Here is a 17,803-nt window from a genome sequence, read left to right as displayed (position 1 = left end):
ATGCTAAGACAGTCCACTAAGGAAAGCCAGCTTAAGCATTGTGTTTCCATAGGGCAACACCACCAAGCAAGCCATCTTCATTGGAGACTACCTCAATGTTCTCCCCCAGTGGAAAGTTGATCAATTTTGCGTTGCCACCGCCAATGTAAAGGTGGTCCCAGTTAAAGGTTGCTGATGTTTGCTGGATGGCCTTTGCCAGCAACTTGTTCCAGCGCTTATGGCCATGCTTTTTCAAGCCGCGCTTGCCCAGATAGTCCTCATAGGTCTTGCCTTTCATCCACGGATGATGGGCCAGCTCCAGCCCCGGGCAAAGATGTCCATCTGTATACAGTGCAGATCCAAGACCCGTTCCAAGAGTAAGAATCATCTCCACGCCCTGGCCGCGAATGGCAGCATATCCCTGGACAGCGGCATCATTGGCCACACGCACCGGCTTTTTCCACCGCTTTTCCAGTTCGGCCTGCAGGTTAAATCCAACCCACTTCGGATGCAGGTTCGCGGCCGTATAAAGAACACCAAGTTTGACGACTCCAGGGAAGCCCACCGCCACCCGGTCAAATTCAGGCGCCTTTTTCTTTAATCGGTCTAATGCAGCAATCACCTTCGCTGGTGTGGGATCTGCTGGTGTAGGTATTCGCAGACGTTCGGTCAGCGGATTTCCGTTTTTATCCAGCACCATGATTTTTAATCCGGTGCCTCCGATATCAATGCAGAGCGTATTCAGAGCATTCTTTTTGGGCATAAGAAAGGAATATACATCCTACGTCCTTAGATGGAAATGTAAGCAAGCGCGTCCGGCAATAGGTCTTCGATGCCGCCCGAAGTGTCTAGATCCAGCTTTGGGTGAGGAATGGTTTCAAAAGCAGCCTTAAGCCGGTAATAGAGGGCCATGTCACGGTTGCGGGCCGGATGTTTCAGGTCAGGAGAATGTAGGCGTCTGGTTGCCACCTGGTCCGTGCAGAAAAGGTGCAGAATACGCCATCGCGCCCCCACGGCTTCGGCCGCCATACACACCTCTTCGATATGCTTGAAGCGGCTGAAAGTTCGTCCATCAAAGAAGATGTATCGGGCCAGTCTTTGCCGGGTGAGATACTGGGCCGCCTCCAGTATGGCCTTCATACTGATCGAGTTCTGTTCGTCAGAATAGTCCGTCATGGGGCCAGGAAAGAGCGCTTGTCGCACTCGGTCTTTGTCCAGAATGACCGCCTGCTCAAGCTGCTCCGCCAGCCGATGCGCAAGTGTACTTTTCCCAGTGGCCGGAAGGCCGGCCAGAAGCACCCAGGTAGTGCAGAAAACCCGCTTGGGATCCAAACCAACCACAGTGGTTTCAGATTATCGCATCCAGATGAAACTCACCGTGCAGCCCAAGCTGAGGCCCGGGTCTGATGAGAATCATCGATTGGCGCCAATCAAATTCCGGCGGAAGTGTCTATTTCTACGAGATGTTGAACCAAAGCAAATAAGCAGGAAAGAGCAAGTCCTCGTTCCTGCTTATCTGCTTTTGAATTTTTCAAACTAACTAACTGGTTGCGTGTGGGTCCACGTCCAGTTTGGAACCGGTGCTCCATTCGGTCATCGGAGTAATCGTCCGCACGACATTGTCGCGCTCCCTCCAACTTCCCCGGATAAAATCGCGGTTCATGGTTGCGATGACTTCCAGCGGAATCTCCTTCGGACATGCTCCGGTGCATTCGCCGATATTGGTGCATCCGCCAAAGCCTTCGGCATTCATCTGCGCCACCATGTTCAGGGCACGGCGGTCCCGTTCTGGTTTGCCCTGCGGCAGGATGCTCAGATGCGCAATCTTTGCGCCCGTGAACAGAGCAGCAGAGGCATTTGGACATGCTGCCACGCAGGCACCGCATCCGATGCATGCGGCCGCATCCATCGCCTTGTCTGCGAGGTCCTTGCCCACCGGGATGCAATTGGCATCCGGAGCATTGCCGGTGTTGACCGAAATATAGCCGCCGGACGCAATAATGCGGTCAAAGGCGCGGCGGTCTACGACCAGGTCCTTGATCGGCGGAAAAGCAGCGGCACGCCACGGCTCGATCACGAGTTCCTGCCCGTCCTTAAAGTGACGCATGGTGAGCTGGCAGACTGTTGTAGCAGGCAGCGGACCATGCGGAATGCCGTTAATCATGAACCCGCAGGACCCGCAGATGCCCTCACGGCAGTCGTGTTCAAAGGCAACAGGCTCTTCCCCACGCTCAATCAGAGACTCATTGAGCACATCCAGACATTCCAGCATCGACATGTCCGGATTCACGTTATCAACCGTGTAGCTGACGAATTTCCCGGCCTCTTTGGGGTTCTTTTGACGCCAGATTTTCAGCGTTAATTTCATTTACTTGTAGCTCCTCTGGCTGGGGTGGACATAGTGAAATTCCAGCGGTTCCTTATGCAGTTCGGGCTGATTTCCGGCTCCACGGTATTCCCAGGCCGCAACATAAGAAAAATGTTCATCATCGCGCTGTGCTTCTCCGTCCGGAGTCTGGTATTCCTCGCGGAAATGGCCGCCGCAGGATTCGTTTCTATGCCGCGCATCGATGCACATCAGCTCGCCAAGCTCAAAAAAGTCGGCGACTCGACCTGCCTTTTCCAAGCTCTGGTTCAGGTCATCCCCACTGCCCGGGACATTCACGTTCTGCCAGTACTCCTCACGCAGTTCGCGGATTTTCTGAATGGCATGTTCAAGACCCTCGGCAGTGCGGGACATACCGCAGTAGTCCCACATGATCTTGCCTAGTTCTCGATGGAAGGAATCCACTGTGCGCCGGCCCTTGATGGAGAGTAGCTTCTCAATGGTCATCTTCACGCATGCTTCAGCATTGCGCGCTTCCGGATGAGATTCACTGACTTTTTCAAGCTTGGTGGATGCCAGATAATTTCCCAGAGTGTAGGGAATGATGAAGTACCCATCGGAAAGGCCTTGCATCAGCGCGCTTGCGCCCAGACGGTTTGCGCCGTGGTCTGAGAAGTTTGCTTCACCCAGCACAAAGAGGCCGGGGATGGTGCTTTGCAGGTAGTAATCCACCCATAGCCCGCCCATCGTATAGTGGATGGCCGGATAGATGCGCATGGGGACCTTGTAGGGATCTTCATCTGTAATGCGCTGATACATGTCGAAGAGGTTCCCATAGCGCTCGCGGATCTTCTGCTCACCTAGCCGTTTGATGGCGTCGGAAAAATCGAGGTAAACGCCAAGTCCGGTTTCGCCCACGCCGCGGCCTTCGTCGCAAACATATTTTGCGTTGCGTGAGGCCACGTCGCGAGGGACAAGATTGCCGAAGCTGGGATAACGGCGCTCAAGATAGTAGTCGCGCTCGTCTTCAGGAATCTGATTCGGAGGCCGCTTGTCACCCTTTTGTTTCGGTACCCAGATACGTCCGTCATTGCGCAGCGACTCTGACATCAGCGTCAGCTTCGATTGATAGTCGCCCGAGACGGGAATACAAGTGGGGTGAATCTGCGTGTAGCAGGGATTGGCAAACAGTGCCCCGCGCTTGTGCGCTCGCCAGCTTGCGGTTACGTTCGAGCCCTTCGCATTTGTCGAAAGATAGTAGACGTTTCCATATCCACCAGAAGCAAGGATGACTGCATCGGCAAGATGGATATCGATGGCGCCGGTGACCAGATTGCGCGTGACAATACCGCGGGCCTTGCCGTCAATGACGATCAGGTCCAGCATTTCGGTGCGCGGAAACATCTTCACTGTCCCTGCGTTTACCTGCCGCTCCAGCGCCTGGTATGCTCCGAGCAGAAGCTGCTGGCCTGTCTGTCCACGGGCGTAAAAGGTACGAGAAACCTGCGCGCCGCCAAAAGACCGGTTGGTCAGCGTACCGCCGTACTCACGAGCAAAGGGGACCCCTTGTGCTACACACTGGTCAATAATGTTGACGCTGATCTGTGCCAGGCGGTACACATTGGCTTCGCGCGCGCGGAAATCTCCGCCTTTTACCGTGTCGTAGAAAAGGCGGTAGACACTGTCGCCGTCATTCTGGTAGTTCTTAGCAGCGTTGATGCCGCCCTGAGCAGCAATCGAATGGGCGCGCCGAGGTGAATCCTGAAAGCAAAAGCACTTGATGTTGTATCCAAGTTCGCCCAATGTGGCTGCGGCTGACGCTCCGGCAAGGCCAGAGCCCACCACAATCACCGTGTGCTTGCGCTTGTTTGCCGGGTTGACCAGCTTCATTTCGAAGCGTGTCTTGTCCCAGGCCTGTTCTATCGGGCCAGAAGGTACTTTTCCGTCGAGTATCATTCTTTTACAAACCCCAGCAAAACGCTAATCGGAATGGAGATATAACCGAGAACAATCAGAGTGGCGATCGCCAGTGCTGCCGACTTCAAAATTGGAGTATGTCGCGGATGGTTGAATCCTACCGATTGGAACATACTCCAGATGCCGTGGCGTAGATGCATGCCGAGAAGAACCATCGAAAAGATATACCAGGCTGAGACCCACCACACGCTGAATCCGGCAATTACATTATGGTAAACATCTCCCTCAATGAACTGTGACTGGGGATGAATATATCCGGCCGTAAATTGCAGCAGATGGAAGATCACAAAAGCCAGAAGAATTGGACCGCTCCAATACATCGTTCGTGAAGCATAGGAGGAAGCAATGGCCTGCTTGCGTGAATATCCAATCGGACGTGCCCGCTTTTTGCGTAGTGCAAGCTGCACTGTTGCGGTGATATGCAAAACAACAGAGGCAATCAGCACCACGCGCACCATCCACAGCACCTCACCTATGGTGTGCAGAAAATGGGCGTAACCGTTATATTTTGCGCGTCCCTCGTAGATTTGCAGGTTTCCGGCCAGATGCCCTATCACAAAAAGAAACAGAATGGCCCCTGTTACGGCCATCACCGCTTTCTTCCCGTTCGTTGAATCCCAGAAGCCCACGACGCGGAGCGCGCGCGGGCTGACCGCTGTAGTGCTCATTCGATCTTCCCAGCCTTTGGTTTCATTTCCCGCAACCTGGTCTCCAGAAAGCAGGAGTTGAGGTAGAGATGTTTGTGTACCGGTGAATCTTTCAGAGAAGTCACTATTTATTATTGGTGCTGGTAAGAACCATCGTCAAGAAAGAGTCAAAGGATTTCCAGGAAATACAAGTCTAAGGTCTTTGAGCCTTCTCGCGGGCGGGACCGGCATACCGCTCAAGCAGGGAACGAAGGGCATTTCCCCGATGGCTCAGCTTTTGCTTTTGTGCCAGGTCGATTTCTGCCATGGTTTTGCCCAGGCCGGGCAGATAAAAGAGCGGGTCGTAGCCAAAGCCTCCGGTGCCCCGCGGAGATAGTAGAATTTCTCCCTCCACGGTCCCTTCTGCTGTCAGCAAAACGTCGCCATTGCGTGCAAGAGCAATCACGCAGCGGTAACGTGCGCTCAATTTCTCACCGGCACAAGCAGCAAGCTGTTTCACCAGATAAAGATTGTTGCGTTCATCCGTACTCCCCGGAGCACCAAACCCTGCATCATCCGCATATCGTGCCGAGCGGACGCCCGGCAGCCCACCCAGTGCATCCACTTCCAGACCCGAGTCGTCAGCAATGACCAGGTGATTCCAGAACGAACGGCTATAGTAAATGGCCTTGAGGCAGGCATTCTCAGCAAACGTCGTTCCATGTTCTTCTGGGGCAGGAATGTTCTTCAGCCGCGGTAAGGGAACAATGGCAACCCCAAAAACCTCAGCCGCAACAGCAAAATCGCGCAGCTTTCCCGGGTTGCTGGTGGCTATATAAAAATTCTGGGACATAAAAGTAAGCATAGAGTATTCCATAAGAAAGTCAGAAAAGAGGATTGAGCGAGTTTCTGGTTCCTGCTACCTGCCTCCAGATGAAAAGCAAAGACCGAAAGCAGTCCCGCATAGTTTCAAAGACTCTTGATCTATGTTTGGCCGAAAACCTCGGTCGGCATGTGGTATCGTGTTGAAATTCCTACGAGGTATGAATGAAGGACATTCTCTGGAGTGACGTAAAGTACGCTCTGCGCCAGTTGGGCAGGACGCCCGGTTTCACCCTCACCGCCATCCTGACGCTGGCGCTGGGTATTGGCGTAAACGCGGCCATGTTTTCGGTCATTGACCAGGTGTTCCTTCGTCCCTTGCCATACAAAAATGCCGACCGCATCGTTCGCTTCGGAGGGCAGAGCAGTTCAGGTCAGGATCTTTCAGTCATGTCGTTGCCGGACGCTCAGGATTTCGCTGCCCGCAGCCGTTCTCTCCAGGGAGTTGCCTGGTACTCCTATAAATTCGTCACGCTAGGCGGCGCAGAGGAACCTCGAATGACGCCGCAGGTCATCAGCAGCACCAATCTCTTTGACCTGCTTGGTATACGGCCCATGTTGGGACGCAGCTTTGCCCATGATGATGGCACACCGGGCAGAAATCATGTGGTGATTCTTGGTTACAGCGTCTGGAAGGAACAGTTGCATGGCGCGCGGGATGCAATCGGCAGCACCGTCAAGCTGAATGGCGATCCCTACACGGTCATAGGGATATTACCGGCAGGGATTGGGTTTCCTGATCCCAGAACTGGGGATTTCGTATATGCCCCTCTGGAAACTGAAATCGGATCGATGCACGATCGTTCCAATTCCAGTTTAAGTCTCATTGGTCTGATGCGTCCGGGAGTCCACGTGCCTCAGACGCAGATTGAACTGAATGAGATCCGGCAGCAACTTCGCAAAGAATTTCCCAAAGACGAGTCCAAAGAACTCATTCGGGTAGTAAGTTATCGCAATTCACTCACCCGTAATGTGCGTCCTGCGCTTCTGGCGCTTAGTTTTGCCGTAGTCGCCGTATGGCTTATTGCCTGTGCCAATGTGGCCGGACTGATGCTTACGCGCATCAACGGGCGACGCCGCGAAATCGCGATCTGCTCCGCACTGGGTGCCATGCGCGCAAGGATCATGCAACGCTACCTCACCGAATGCATGTTGCTTGCGCTTAGCGGAGGTATTGCAGGACTGGGTGTTGCCGCTGCCATTCTGCGCATGTTGAAACATTATCTTTCAGCAAAGCTGCTTTATGGAGAAAACATTCACATCAGCATTTCTGTGACTGTATTTCTTCTTGTAGCCTCAATCGTTTCAGCCTTGATGTTCGGACTGGTCCCGGCCTGGATTGCAGCCAACGCCTCTGCTCAGGAAGGGTTACGCGAGAACAGTATCGCTGCCGGAACCAGCAGGCGCCAGTCCATCTTGCGTGATGCTGTTGTGGTAACGGAGATTACGCTGACCCTAACATTGCTCATTGCGGCCGGATTGATGATTCGGACCTTGTTGGTTCTGCAGCACGCGAAACTTGGTTTTGTGCCGGAAAAAGTAGTGACGGGAGAAATTTACCTGCCGACACACGGTACTGGGGCCTTTGGACTGCAATATAATCCGGATGCATCCGATCTGATTCAGACCTTCTATCGCCCTCTTGAAGAAAAGCTGGAGCATACTCCTGGTATAACCGCTGTCGGGCTGGAAACGGTAAGACCGATGCAGCCAAACTGGTCCTTTAGCGGTTCAGTGTGGATAAGAGGCCGCCCGAAGCCCGATGCAGCAAGTGAGCAACATGCAATTCTACGCACCGTAAATCCCGGCTATTTTCAGACCTTCCGCATCCAGCTGCTTCGCGGCCGCTTCTTCGATGAGAAGGACACACCAGATTCTCCTCTTGTAGCGGTTGTGAACCAGGCTTTCGTCCATAGGGTATTTCCCGGAGAAGACCCGATCGGAAAGCAGATGAAGGTAAACGAAACAGACAGCCCACGGAATTGGGCTACCATCGTTGGGATCTCAGACAACGTGCGCCAGCTTTCCGCCGGCGACGAATCCCAGCCGGAATTTGATCTTGATCTGATGCAGCTAAAACCCAGTGACGATCTCTATCCTATCCTTGCTTCATTCATCATGAATATTTCCGTACGCGGGTCTCTTCCTGCAAATACCACGGAACGCGCAATACGGACTGCTGTTCATCAATTACAACCAGAGATTGCCATTGATGGATTGAGTCCGATGGACCAGATCGTGACCGATTCCTTAGGAGACCAAACCCTTGCAGCCCGCCTGCTTGCTATCTTTGGCCTTGCGGCGCTTGGAATCGCCATAGCGGGAATCTATGGATTGTTCTCTTATTCCGTGAGTCAGCGGACGCGGGAATTCGGTGTGCGCCTCATCTTAGGAGCACCTCGCGAAGCCGTAGTCTGGTTGGTCTTGCGTCATGCTCTGTTTCTCCTCGGCATCGGCGTTGCTGCAGGGACTGCCATGGCTTTTGCCATCAGCGGAGTCATGCGCTCTTTTATATATGGTTTCCACGGCTATGATGTTTTTACTCTGTTGGCTGTTGTCCTGGTCCTATCCGTGTGCGGACTTGTGGCGAGCTATCTTCCCGCCCGGAAGGCGGCCGCTGTGGACCCGATAGCTGTGCTGCGTATGGAATAAAAGCTAAGAATGCACCGAGCATAGTCTCGCTTGAGTTTGCTTGATAGTTCCATCTCTGGTATATGGTCCGGGTTATTGTAAGATGGCTTTACCTTTTGCGCTTTCGTGGAGTCAGGCCCTATCTTCGTATCTTCAACAGCGAGATATGGCCAGTTACCAGTCTGTAAGCGTTCCATCCAGTCTCCGGTTGATGGGCAGGTAGGCCCGCTGGTATGGATACTTTTTTGCGAGGCTTTCATCCAGGTCTACGCCTAGTCCTGGAGCATCGCCGGGATACATATATCCAGCTTTGAAGGAATATGCGTGAGGAAAGACAGCATTTGTTTCTGCTGAATGTGGCATGTGTTCCTGAATCCCAAAGTTATGCACAGCGATGCCAAAGTGCAAGGCAGCGGCCATCGTTACAGGCGAAAGGTCTGTAGCTCCGTGGCATCCGGTTCGGACATGATAAAGAGAGGCAAAGTCAGCGACCTTTTTTAAATGCGTCAGCCCACCGGAATGGACGACAGACATGCGGATGTAGTCGATCCACTGGTTGCGAATTAAATCATGGGCGTCCCAGATGCTGTGGAAGACCTCGCCCGTAGCAACCGGAGTAGTGGTGTGCTCACGGATGATTTTGAAGCCCTCTTGCAGCTCAGCCGGGACAGGATCTTCCATCCAGAAGAGGTGAAACGGCTCAAGCTCTTTGCCCAGTCGGGCTGCCTCGATTGGTGTCAGGCGGTGATGAACATCGTGCAGCAGATGCACATCTTCCCCGATTGCCGCACGCAATTTCTCAAACAGCCTCGGAGTGTGCCGCAGATACAGCTCCGACGACCATCGGCTTTCAGAAGGCAGACCGCGCTCGGCAGGCTCATAGGGTTGTGCTTTTTTCGGAACACCATAGGTAGAATCAAGTCCAGGAATGGCGCTCTGCGCGCGCACGGCGAGGTAACCCATTTCCATATGTTTTTGAACATCAGCGATTACTTCTTCAGTAGAATTGCCATGCGCATGCGCATACACAAGCACGCCTTCCCGACTCTTGCCGCCCAGCAGGTTATAAACAGGAGTTTGGAGTGCTTTACCCTTGATGTCCCATAGTGCGACATCCACGGCAGCGATGGCTGCCATGGTGACTGGTCCACGCCGCCAATATGCTCCACGATAGAGATATTGCCAGATGTCCTCAGTCTGGAAAGGGTCGCGCCCGATGATGCAGGGGACCACATGCTCGGTAAGATAACTGGCGACCGCCATCTCCCGGCCATTAAGCGTCGCATCGCCCAGTCCGTAAAAGCCTTCGTCGGTTTCTACTTTGAGGGTAACGAAATTACGTCCCGGAGAGCAGATATTGACCCAAGCGCGAGTAATCTTCATGAAACAGAATGCCTTTGCAAAAGTAATGCGGCAGCGCCGCGAAGACGGGCCACATCGCCCTCATGAGTTGGAAGAAGCTGGGGTGGATGTCCGGCCAGAACAGCATATTTGATTTCCGCTTCCACCAGCGGAGCAAAACGTGCCCAGGCTGAGGTCACATCGCCAGCAACCAGAATGACTTCCGGTGAAAGGCCAGCAATCACTGTGCGTAGTCCCTTGCCGAGATACCGTGCTTGTTTACTCAGAGCGTCGATAGCGCGTGTATTGCCCTCTTCCGCAAGGCTCAGGAGCTCGTGGAATGTGATGCGTTTTCCCCTTGGATCAAGCTCGCTATAGTAGCGCAGGGCTGCATTACAGGAGGCAAACATTTCCCAGCACCCATTCGCATTACAGGCGCAGCGCGGTCCGGAGGGATCGAGCGGAACATGACCAAATTCTCCGGCCATCCCATTTCTGCCGGAGACGATCTGTCCATTGGTCATTACACCAGAGCCGATGCCTTCTGAGACCGTAATCAACACCGCATCACGAATGCCGTCCATTCTGCCAAACCAGAGCTCAGAGAGTAGACAGGCCGTGGCGGCATTTTCCATCTCAGTATGGAGATGCATCTCACGTTCGATCGTGCCTTTAATGTCGAAGTCTGGCCAATGCAGGTTCGGTGCAAAAACCAGACGCTGCGTCTTCGGATCCACACGTCCCGGAAGACTGACGCCTATGCCCTCAATCGACTTTTTAGGATGCGCATCACAAATACGTTTCATGCACTCCGTGATGGCGTGAAGGGCCTTCGCCGGATTTGTACCGATAGGCAGTGTAGACCGGGACAGCAGGCGTCCATTCAGATCTACGAGCGCTACTGTTGCCTGCCGTGGATGAATATCGGCTGCGAGGACAACTAAATCGTCATTCAGGTGAACAAGAGTGGGTCGCCGCCCACGGGGCAGATGTGCCAGCGCGCCTTCGCGCACCCAACGCTCCTCTAGCAATTGCTCAATGATCTGTGAAACAGTGCTGCGCTGAAGCCCTGAGATGCGTGCCAAGTCGGCCCGAGAGATGGGCTGGCGTGTCCGGATCAGTTGCAGAATAATGTCTCGGTTAATGTGGCGGGCCGTTTCACTCGATGCCAGTTCGGCCGAGGTCAGGTCCACATGCCGCATTCCTTTTCCTGTTTGTCCTATGCGTCCCAAGTCTTTCCCGTCTTTTGTCCAATGTACACCGGAATGACTCTGGATTACTGATTCACTCCGCTGGCAAGATATCCTCCGTCGACCACGATGACCTGTCCGTTTACGTACGAAGCGGCATCGGAAGCAAGAAAAATCGCCGCGCCGATCAATTCGTCCGTATGCCCGAAGCGTTGCATCGGGATTCGCATGTGCATCTCATGCCCGCGAGGAGTGCTGTCAAGAAGGTCAGCATTCAAGGATGTTGGAAAAATTCCAGGAGCAATAGCATTCACACAAACGCCGTCGCGGGCCAGCTCAATCGCCAGCGAGCGGGTAAGGGAAGCAACAGCAGCCTTGCTTGCCCCGTACGCAGCCACTTCGTGAAAAGCAACGAAGGTAGCCAGAGAAGCAATATTGATGATCCTTCCATACCGCTGTGCCTGCATGGTGCGCCCAAATATCTGGCAGGAACGAAATGTCCCAGTCAGGTTTGTTTCCAGAACCAGGTTCCAATCGTCCTCTGAGCAGTCAAGGGTAGAGATGCGAGTCGTGGTCCCGGCAGAATTCACCAGAATGTCTACTCTGCCGAATCTTTCCAACACCTTATCGTGAAGGGCCTGTAATGAAGTACGGTCCCGTACATCGACCGTAACTGCCAGACTATTTCTGCCTTGTGCCTGGATTTCTGCGGATGTCTTTTCAACATCCTCTAAGTGTCGAGAAGAAGCGACAACGTCGGCCCCGGCCTTGGCCAGTCCCAGCGCAATCGAGCGGCCTATGCCCGACGTGCCCCCGATCACAACGGCCGTTCTTCCTTTCAAATCAAAAATGCACGGGTTCATGCAGCTCCAGACAAAGGTTTGATTAGACTCAATAAAGTTTGCAATAAAGCGAAAATCCAGTGTAATGCGATTGCTGAAAAGAAGAAACTGCTTCGGATCTTAAATAAACAGGATTTTTCTTTGGACAAGGCTTCAGTTCTGACTGCCTGGGATCAAAAAAAATCCAGTTGACAATCCTTCGGAGGAATCAATATAGTTCGCATCGCGTACTAAATTGATTTAATTTTAGGCCCCACGAGGCCCGGTGCGCACATAGCAGGATATGGCTTGGAGGCGGTAATGAAGAGGGTTCGCAGAAAACACAATTGGTTTTTGAAATGCAGCATGTTGCTCTGCTTGTTGCTGTGGAATTGCAGCTTCGTGCAGCGGTCATCTGCGCAGGTCTTGTATGGATCGCTGACCGGTACCGTTACAGACAGCAGCGGCGCGGCGATCAATGCAGTACAAGTTACAGCTTTAGATGTACATACGGGAACGAGTCAGACTACGACTACGGATTCTAATGGGATCTACCGGTTTTCAACTTTATTGCCAGGAAGTTACAAAATTACTGTGGTTTCTTCAGGGTTTGCTACACAGGAAACGACGAATGTCGCTGTACGTGCCAATGAAGTCACCAGGCTGGACGCTCAACTGAAAGTGGCCTCGGCTACGCAGAGCATTACTGTAACAACGGCCCCTCCCATTCTTCAGACAGACAAAGCAGATGTACATACAGACCTGACATCGCGGGAAATAGAGAATCTGCCCATTATGGGATCTCAGGGGGCAAATTTTCAGTCCTTGCTTCGTACCATCCCGGGAGCTGGACTGACTGCGGAAACAAACTCCCTCGCCGGAAATCCGCAGAGAGCCATCAATACGAATATGAATGGGCTCTCGAACCAGGGAAATAATACACGGATTGATGGAGCACAGGATGCATATCCGTGGCTGCCGGCAAATGTGGCTTATGTTCCTCCGGCAGATGCCATAGAATCTGTGAACGTTGTTACCAATTCGTTTGATGCAGAGCAGGGAATGGCAGGTGGGGCCGCCATTAATGTGCAGATCAAATCGGGCACAAATCGATTTCACGGCAGCGCGCACGAATATCATACTGACCAAAATTTTGCGGCGAGAAATTACTTCCAGACCGACCCGAAGCTCTTTCCGAAAAAGAATCGAAATAATCAGAACCAGTTCGGAGGTGCGTTTGGCGGCCCAATCATAAAGGATAAGTTGTTCTTCTTCGCAGATTATGAACGCACGACCCAAAGACAACTGGCTGGTCCGGATACACGGACTCTTCCTACATCTGCGATGATCCAGGGCGATTTTCGCAATTTGCCCGGCAACCCAATCATTTACGACCCCGCCACTGGCGATGCGCACGGCGCAAATAAGCAACAGGTTTCCTGCAATGGCGTGTTGAATGTCATTTGTCCCAATCGAATTGACCCCGCTGCCCAGACCATGATCAAGCTGTTACAGCCGCTCATTTCGCAGGAGTTTCAGACCAGCAATGGGCTGAATAACTGGACAGGAAGTGGAACAGCCCTCTTTAACCGCGATAATGCAGATTTCAAGGTTACTTACGTACCAAATCAGAACTCAACACTTTTCGGGCGCTATAGCTTTTCAAAAACTCTGGTTTACGATCCGCCCCTTTTAGGCGCTGCCATCGGAGATGCCACAAACGGTGGACAGCTCGGGAATGCCCCCGGGCTTGTACAGAGTGTGGGACTTGGAGCAACCCACGCCTTCACTCCCGCCCTTTTAGTGGACTGGAATTTTGGTTTTACCCGCCAGCGCTTGGGATCCACCTTCGATCTGACCTCTGCCAGAGGTCTGGATGAACTCCATATTCCAGGAACCAACAATGCCGGAGCTACTGGAGATCCTTCCCTCTACTATGGCTGGCCCGGTTTTACCTTTCCTACAGGAGGAGCAAGCCTGGGAAATGCACAGCCCGCAAATCCATTCCTCTTTCGTGATCAGCAGTTTGTAACGGGCGCCAATCTGAGCTGGAATAAAGGGAAGCATGGATTCCGGGGTGGTATCGAATGGAACCATTCTCAAATCAATCATTTCCAGCCTCAGGGGGGAACATTTCAACAGCCTCGCGGTGCATTCCAGTTTAACGGCAATGTAACAGCACTGCAGGGATCTACCCCGACTTGGTTCAACTCCTGGGCCGACTTTTTGCTGGGACTGCCAAGCACGACAGGAAAAGCAAGAGCGCTTTTCAATCCTACGGCGCTGCGATGGACACAGTGGGCATGGTATTTGCAGGACCGCTATCAGGTCACCGCGAGGCTTACTTTGACTTATGGTGTGCGCTGGGAGTTTTATCCATTTGGCTATAGCGATAATGGAAAAGGTCTCCGCGTTCTGGATCTCACCACTGGCAAGGTGCTGCTTGGCGGATACGGGAATGTTCCTCGGGATGATGGCATGGACGTAGGATCAGGTCAGTTCCTACCCCGTTTGGGGCTTGCCTATCGCGCTACTCCTGACACTGTGATACGCGCAGGATATGGAATGAGTGCAGACCCCTACACATGGCATGTCTTACGCAATGCTTATCCGTCGGTACTGTTGGATACGAATACCCCTGCGAATACCGCGGACTTTATTCCTGCAGCTAGTCTGACAGGCGCAAACGGAACCGGGCTTGGAAGCGGTAGCTATTCTGTTCCAACCGGAATCGTCTTGGCGCCTTTGCCCGACCTAAGTAGCGGAATGATCTCTCTACCCCAAAATATCAGCACAACCACTGTGCCCAACCCGTTTCATCGAGGATACATTCATTCCTATAACTTTACAGTCGAACAGCAGATACAAAATAACTTCACTTTCAACATTGGCTATGTAGGCACATACGCCGTCCGACCTGTTGTCAATATGAACGCAAATGCTTCCGCTCCGGGCGCCGGAAGTGCGGGAGGTCTTCTGAGTCAGGCTTATGGTGCCAACTACACGGGAACAATTAACAAGCTGAATCCTTTTAAACATAGCCGGTACGATTCATTGCAAAGCAGTTTGACCTATCGGTTTGCCGGCGGATCAAATATTCGGGCAGCCTATACTTGGTCGAAGGCAATGGATTATGCGGACAATGAAGACTTAGGCTTTCTGTCTTTTCCCTATCCTGATTATTGGGAAAAAAACTACGCACCAGCGGGTTTCGACCGAACTAACAATTTTGAATTTGCCGGCGTAATCGCGTTGCCTTTCGGAAAGGAAGGTCTTTGGGCAAAAAGTGGTGTTGGCAGCGCAATACTGGGAGGCTGGCTCATCAATCCAATTTTAAGCATCATGAGCGGCAGTCCTTTTACCGTGAGCGCTGGAGGTAACCTGAATGCAAATGGCTCAAGCCAAACAGCAGACCTGGTGAAGCCGTTCCGCCTGACGCATGGAAAACCGCCTCGAACAGGCGTGACTTGCGCCCTGGGAGATACGAGTTGTGAATATTTTGATCCCCGGTCATTTGCGGCGCCGTGGATCTGCACGAATCCTAATCCGAGCTCATGCCCGGCAGGAATTTCGCCTCCACACTATGGAAACACGAATCGCAATGAGTTTCGCGGTCCTGGATTCTTCAACATGAACCTAAGTGTTGTACGGGACTTCAAAATAAAAGAGTGGGCCACTTTGCAGGTTCGCGCTGACGCTTTTGGCCTTACAAACACACCTCATTTTGCGAATCCGAATGTTTCATGTCCGGCCAATGCAACATTACCAGGACAGCTCTGTAATACAGGGACCAACAACAATTTCGGCGTCATCACGGGCACCGCACAACCAGGTGGATTTTTTGGACCCGATGCTGGAAATCGGACCATGTGGCTTGGAGCTCGTGTCATGTTTTAGCCCGGACGCGAAAATTTGCTTTGCTTCCGTGTGGGAGGCCTTTCAAACATGAGGGCCTCCCGTTTTTTTATCTTTCAAGACCAAAACGAATTGAACTGATTGCACCGGTCGAGGGTCGTGTGCGGTCTAGATCTGAAGCAGTGCAGGCAAAGTAACAATCACAAGAGAGAGAGAACGGCCAGACTGATCCATGAGGTGCCGTGAACGGATCAATCTGAAATCTTGGTGGACGCGGTAGGAATCGAACCTACAACCTGTCGATTAAGAGTCGAATGCTCTGCCAGTTGAGCTACGCGTCCACAATCCCTATGAGAAGGTTTAGCAGAAGTCTGGTGTGAGAAGGGGATCATGTGAATGATCACCTTCTACAAATATAGCATAGAAAATTTTATAGCTTGTGTAGGAAAAACAATCACTTCAGAAGGTAAATGCCAGTCCGCCTTGTATGCTTCGTTCGGCCTGGGCAAAGTACAGGGTGCTACCGTCCCGCGTCACGAAGGGTCGGTATCCTTGGGCCAGAAGATTGCGCACGTCAATCAAGGCTTCCATGCGATAAGGAAGCATGTGGCAGTGTATGGGCTGGCGAAAGTAAAGACTGAGATATGGAGAGGGCAGGGAAGAGTCAAAGGGGGCGACCACAGTGACAGTATCTTGAGGCTGCCAGCGATACGATGCACGCCATTGCGTGCCGGTATGCTTCATCTTCCCCGTCATGCTTGCTGAAAGCATCTCTGCACTGTGCTGATACAGGTCGGAAATCCCGTCCTGTAAGGTCACAGGTCCGGAAAGATGGTCCATGGCCAGAGTATTGCCCCAAGCAAATGCAAAGTTGATCCAGAGATCGTCGTTCACTTCACTGTTCATCTCTGCCAGCACACCATTTCCGGAATAGCTCTGCCCTGCGACCTTCATCAGATCTGTATTGGGGTCATAAAGCAGGTTCCCACTGTTCCAGTCCGCCAAAGAGAGAGTGCCACCTCCATTAATCGCAGGATGGGAAATGTCGTCACGGAAAAATGTCACACGCATGCTGGTATTTCCTGCATGATGTGCAACGGAAAGTTCCTGGTGCAGGCCACTTTCCAGCAACAGCTTGCCATTCTTTTCCGTCAATGCTGGGATGAGGGTATTTTCACGGTCAAGCTCACTTGCGTGCTGGGCGCCGGGAGAGGTGGCTACATGATAGGAAATCTGATTGCTCTCTGTATGCAGAGTGAGCCCGCCGAAGGGGTGGCTGGCGAATTGACTTTGTCCCAGATGAACGGCTTGAAGATCATTTCCAAATTCGGCAGAGAGGCCGTCCATGAGCTCCATGGTCTCCGCTGTGCGGAGTATGACCGCCTGCATACCCTGCCCTTGGATCCCGCTTTCGATCCCAGGCTGGTCCTGGTAGGCCACCACGGAGCGGAAGGTCCGTCCCATGCCAAGGTCCCGAGCATATCCCAGAGAGGCATGAACTGCAGTAAGTGCGGCAGCGCTTTCCGGTTGGCTCAGGTCCGCGCGCAAAAGCACAGCTTGCCCATCACCGTTAGAATGCTCAATTTCAAAGTCGTTATGAACACCACCATCGCCGAATTGGTTGGAGCCGCCGCGAACTACGACGCGGGCCTTCAGGGCCGGAGCTGAGCCATCCCCATCGGAAACTACAACGAGAGGGCCATCCTCAAGAAGTCTCAGCAAGGGACGGTTGGCCGAAAGTCTAAGCGTCCATGTCCAGTCGTCCTGCGGTTCGTTGACCTGGCGGGGCTGTGCCGGTAGCCAACGAAAGGCCTCATACAGGGTGTTGAGTGTGAGATTGACAACAACTCTGGAATTGGCGAGAACGCGAAGATTTTCGCGGAGCGTCGGCAGGAAGAGCGATCCAGTCGCCTTAATGTTGTAGGTGCCTGGTTGAATGCCGGCCAGAGAATATCGACCTTTATTGTCCGTGAAGGTCTGCGCCAGTACGGAAAGGTTTGGGCCGAGTAATTCGACCAGTGCTCCTATTTGCGGGGTCCCCTTTGCATCGCGGACCACCCCGGAAACAGTCGCAGGATTTTCCGCGTGTACGGGCAATGCCAGCATGGCCGCAAACAGCGCGAGCACTGCACCGATTTTTATTTGCAGATTGGGAACTGTCATCTTCACCGATTT

At 52.8% G+C, this 17,803-nt stretch carries 12 protein-coding genes and 1 tRNA gene; 2 read left to right on the top strand and 11 right to left on the bottom strand.

Translation table 11 applies throughout. From position 1 onward, the window contains the following. Positions 1–31: 31 nt before the first annotated feature. The 6 genes from N655_RS0115375 to rdgB form a co-directional block, all read right to left on the bottom strand. Positions 32–742, bottom strand: a complete 711-nt coding sequence (locus N655_RS0115375) for an ROK family protein (RefSeq protein ID WP_026443703.1) — start codon at positions 740–742, stop codon at positions 32–34. Between the two features lie 26 nt (positions 743–768). Continuing rightward, positions 769–1,320, bottom strand: coding sequence for a P-loop nucleotide/nucleoside kinase family protein (locus N655_RS0115370; protein ID WP_044934862.1), 552 nt, complete (start codon positions 1,318–1,320; stop codon positions 769–771). Between the two features lie 199 nt (positions 1,321–1,519). After that, positions 1,520–2,347 (bottom strand): succinate dehydrogenase/fumarate reductase iron-sulfur subunit, encoded by an 828-nt coding sequence (locus N655_RS0115360; RefSeq protein ID WP_026443700.1) that lies wholly within the window; start codon positions 2,345–2,347, stop codon positions 1,520–1,522. Continuing rightward, positions 2,348–4,261, bottom strand: coding sequence for a fumarate reductase/succinate dehydrogenase flavoprotein subunit (locus N655_RS0115355; RefSeq protein WP_026443699.1), 1,914 nt, complete (start codon positions 4,259–4,261; stop codon positions 2,348–2,350). It abuts the gene before it with no gap. Continuing rightward, positions 4,258–4,950 carry a succinate dehydrogenase cytochrome b subunit gene (locus N655_RS0115350; RefSeq protein ID WP_044934858.1) on the bottom strand — a complete coding sequence of 231 codons (693 nt, stop codon included), beginning with the start codon at positions 4,948–4,950 and terminating at the stop codon, positions 4,258–4,260. Before N655_RS0115350 ends, N655_RS0115355 begins: the two co-directional genes overlap by 4 nt. Before the next feature lie 172 nt (positions 4,951–5,122). Then, positions 5,123–5,773 carry an RdgB/HAM1 family non-canonical purine NTP pyrophosphatase gene (rdgB, locus tag N655_RS19370; RefSeq protein ID WP_238324794.1) on the bottom strand — a complete coding sequence of 217 codons (651 nt, stop codon included), beginning with the start codon at positions 5,771–5,773 and terminating at the stop codon, positions 5,123–5,125. Between the two features lie 182 nt (positions 5,774–5,955). Here rdgB and N655_RS0115340 point away from each other — a divergent pair, with 182 nt between their 5' ends. Then, positions 5,956–8,442 carry an ABC transporter permease gene (locus N655_RS0115340; RefSeq protein ID WP_026443697.1) on the top strand — a complete coding sequence of 829 codons (2,487 nt, stop codon included), beginning with the start codon at positions 5,956–5,958 and terminating at the stop codon, positions 8,440–8,442. Positions 8,443–8,595: 153 nt separating this feature from the next. Here the strand turns inward: N655_RS0115340 and manD are convergent, their stop codons facing one another. The 3 genes from manD to N655_RS0115325 all read right to left on the bottom strand — a co-directional run bounded on the left by manD (position 8,596) and on the right by N655_RS0115325 (position 11,815). Further along, entirely contained in the window at positions 8,596–9,804 is a 1,209-nt protein-coding gene (gene manD, locus N655_RS0115335) for a D-mannonate dehydratase ManD (protein ID WP_026443696.1), read from the bottom strand. Further along, positions 9,801–10,964 (bottom strand): ROK family transcriptional regulator, encoded by a 1,164-nt coding sequence (locus tag N655_RS0115330; protein ID WP_044934855.1) that lies wholly within the window; start codon positions 10,962–10,964, stop codon positions 9,801–9,803. Before N655_RS0115330 ends, manD begins: the two co-directional genes overlap by 4 nt. A gap of 74 nt (positions 10,965–11,038) precedes the next feature. Beyond that, entirely contained in the window at positions 11,039–11,815 is a 777-nt protein-coding gene (locus tag N655_RS0115325) for an SDR family NAD(P)-dependent oxidoreductase (protein WP_026443694.1), read from the bottom strand. Positions 11,816–12,175: 360 nt separating this feature from the next. On the opposite strand from N655_RS0115325, the gene N655_RS19365 reads away from it, so the two are divergent. Then, on the top strand, positions 12,176–15,670 hold the full coding sequence (locus tag N655_RS19365; protein ID WP_238324793.1) for a TonB-dependent receptor: 3,495 nt from the start codon (positions 12,176–12,178) through the stop codon (positions 15,668–15,670). A gap of 223 nt (positions 15,671–15,893) precedes the next feature. Here the strand turns inward: N655_RS19365 and N655_RS0115315 are convergent. Together N655_RS0115315 and N655_RS0115310 are read right to left on the bottom strand one after the other, a co-directional pair. Then, positions 15,894–15,969 (bottom strand) — tRNA-Lys (locus tag N655_RS0115315). A gap of 118 nt (positions 15,970–16,087) precedes the next feature. Further along, positions 16,088–17,791, bottom strand: a complete 1,704-nt coding sequence (locus tag N655_RS0115310; protein ID WP_026443693.1) for a carboxypeptidase-like regulatory domain-containing protein — start codon at positions 17,789–17,791, stop codon at positions 16,088–16,090. Positions 17,792–17,803 lie beyond the last annotated feature (12 nt).

The sequence above is a fragment of the Pseudacidobacterium ailaaui genome, from assembly GCF_000688455.1.
GTDB lineage: Bacteria > Acidobacteriota > Terriglobia > Terriglobales > Acidobacteriaceae > Pseudacidobacterium > Pseudacidobacterium ailaaui.
The sequence above is the reverse complement of the archived record's forward strand: the minus strand, read 5'-3'. Positions and strand labels throughout refer to the sequence as shown.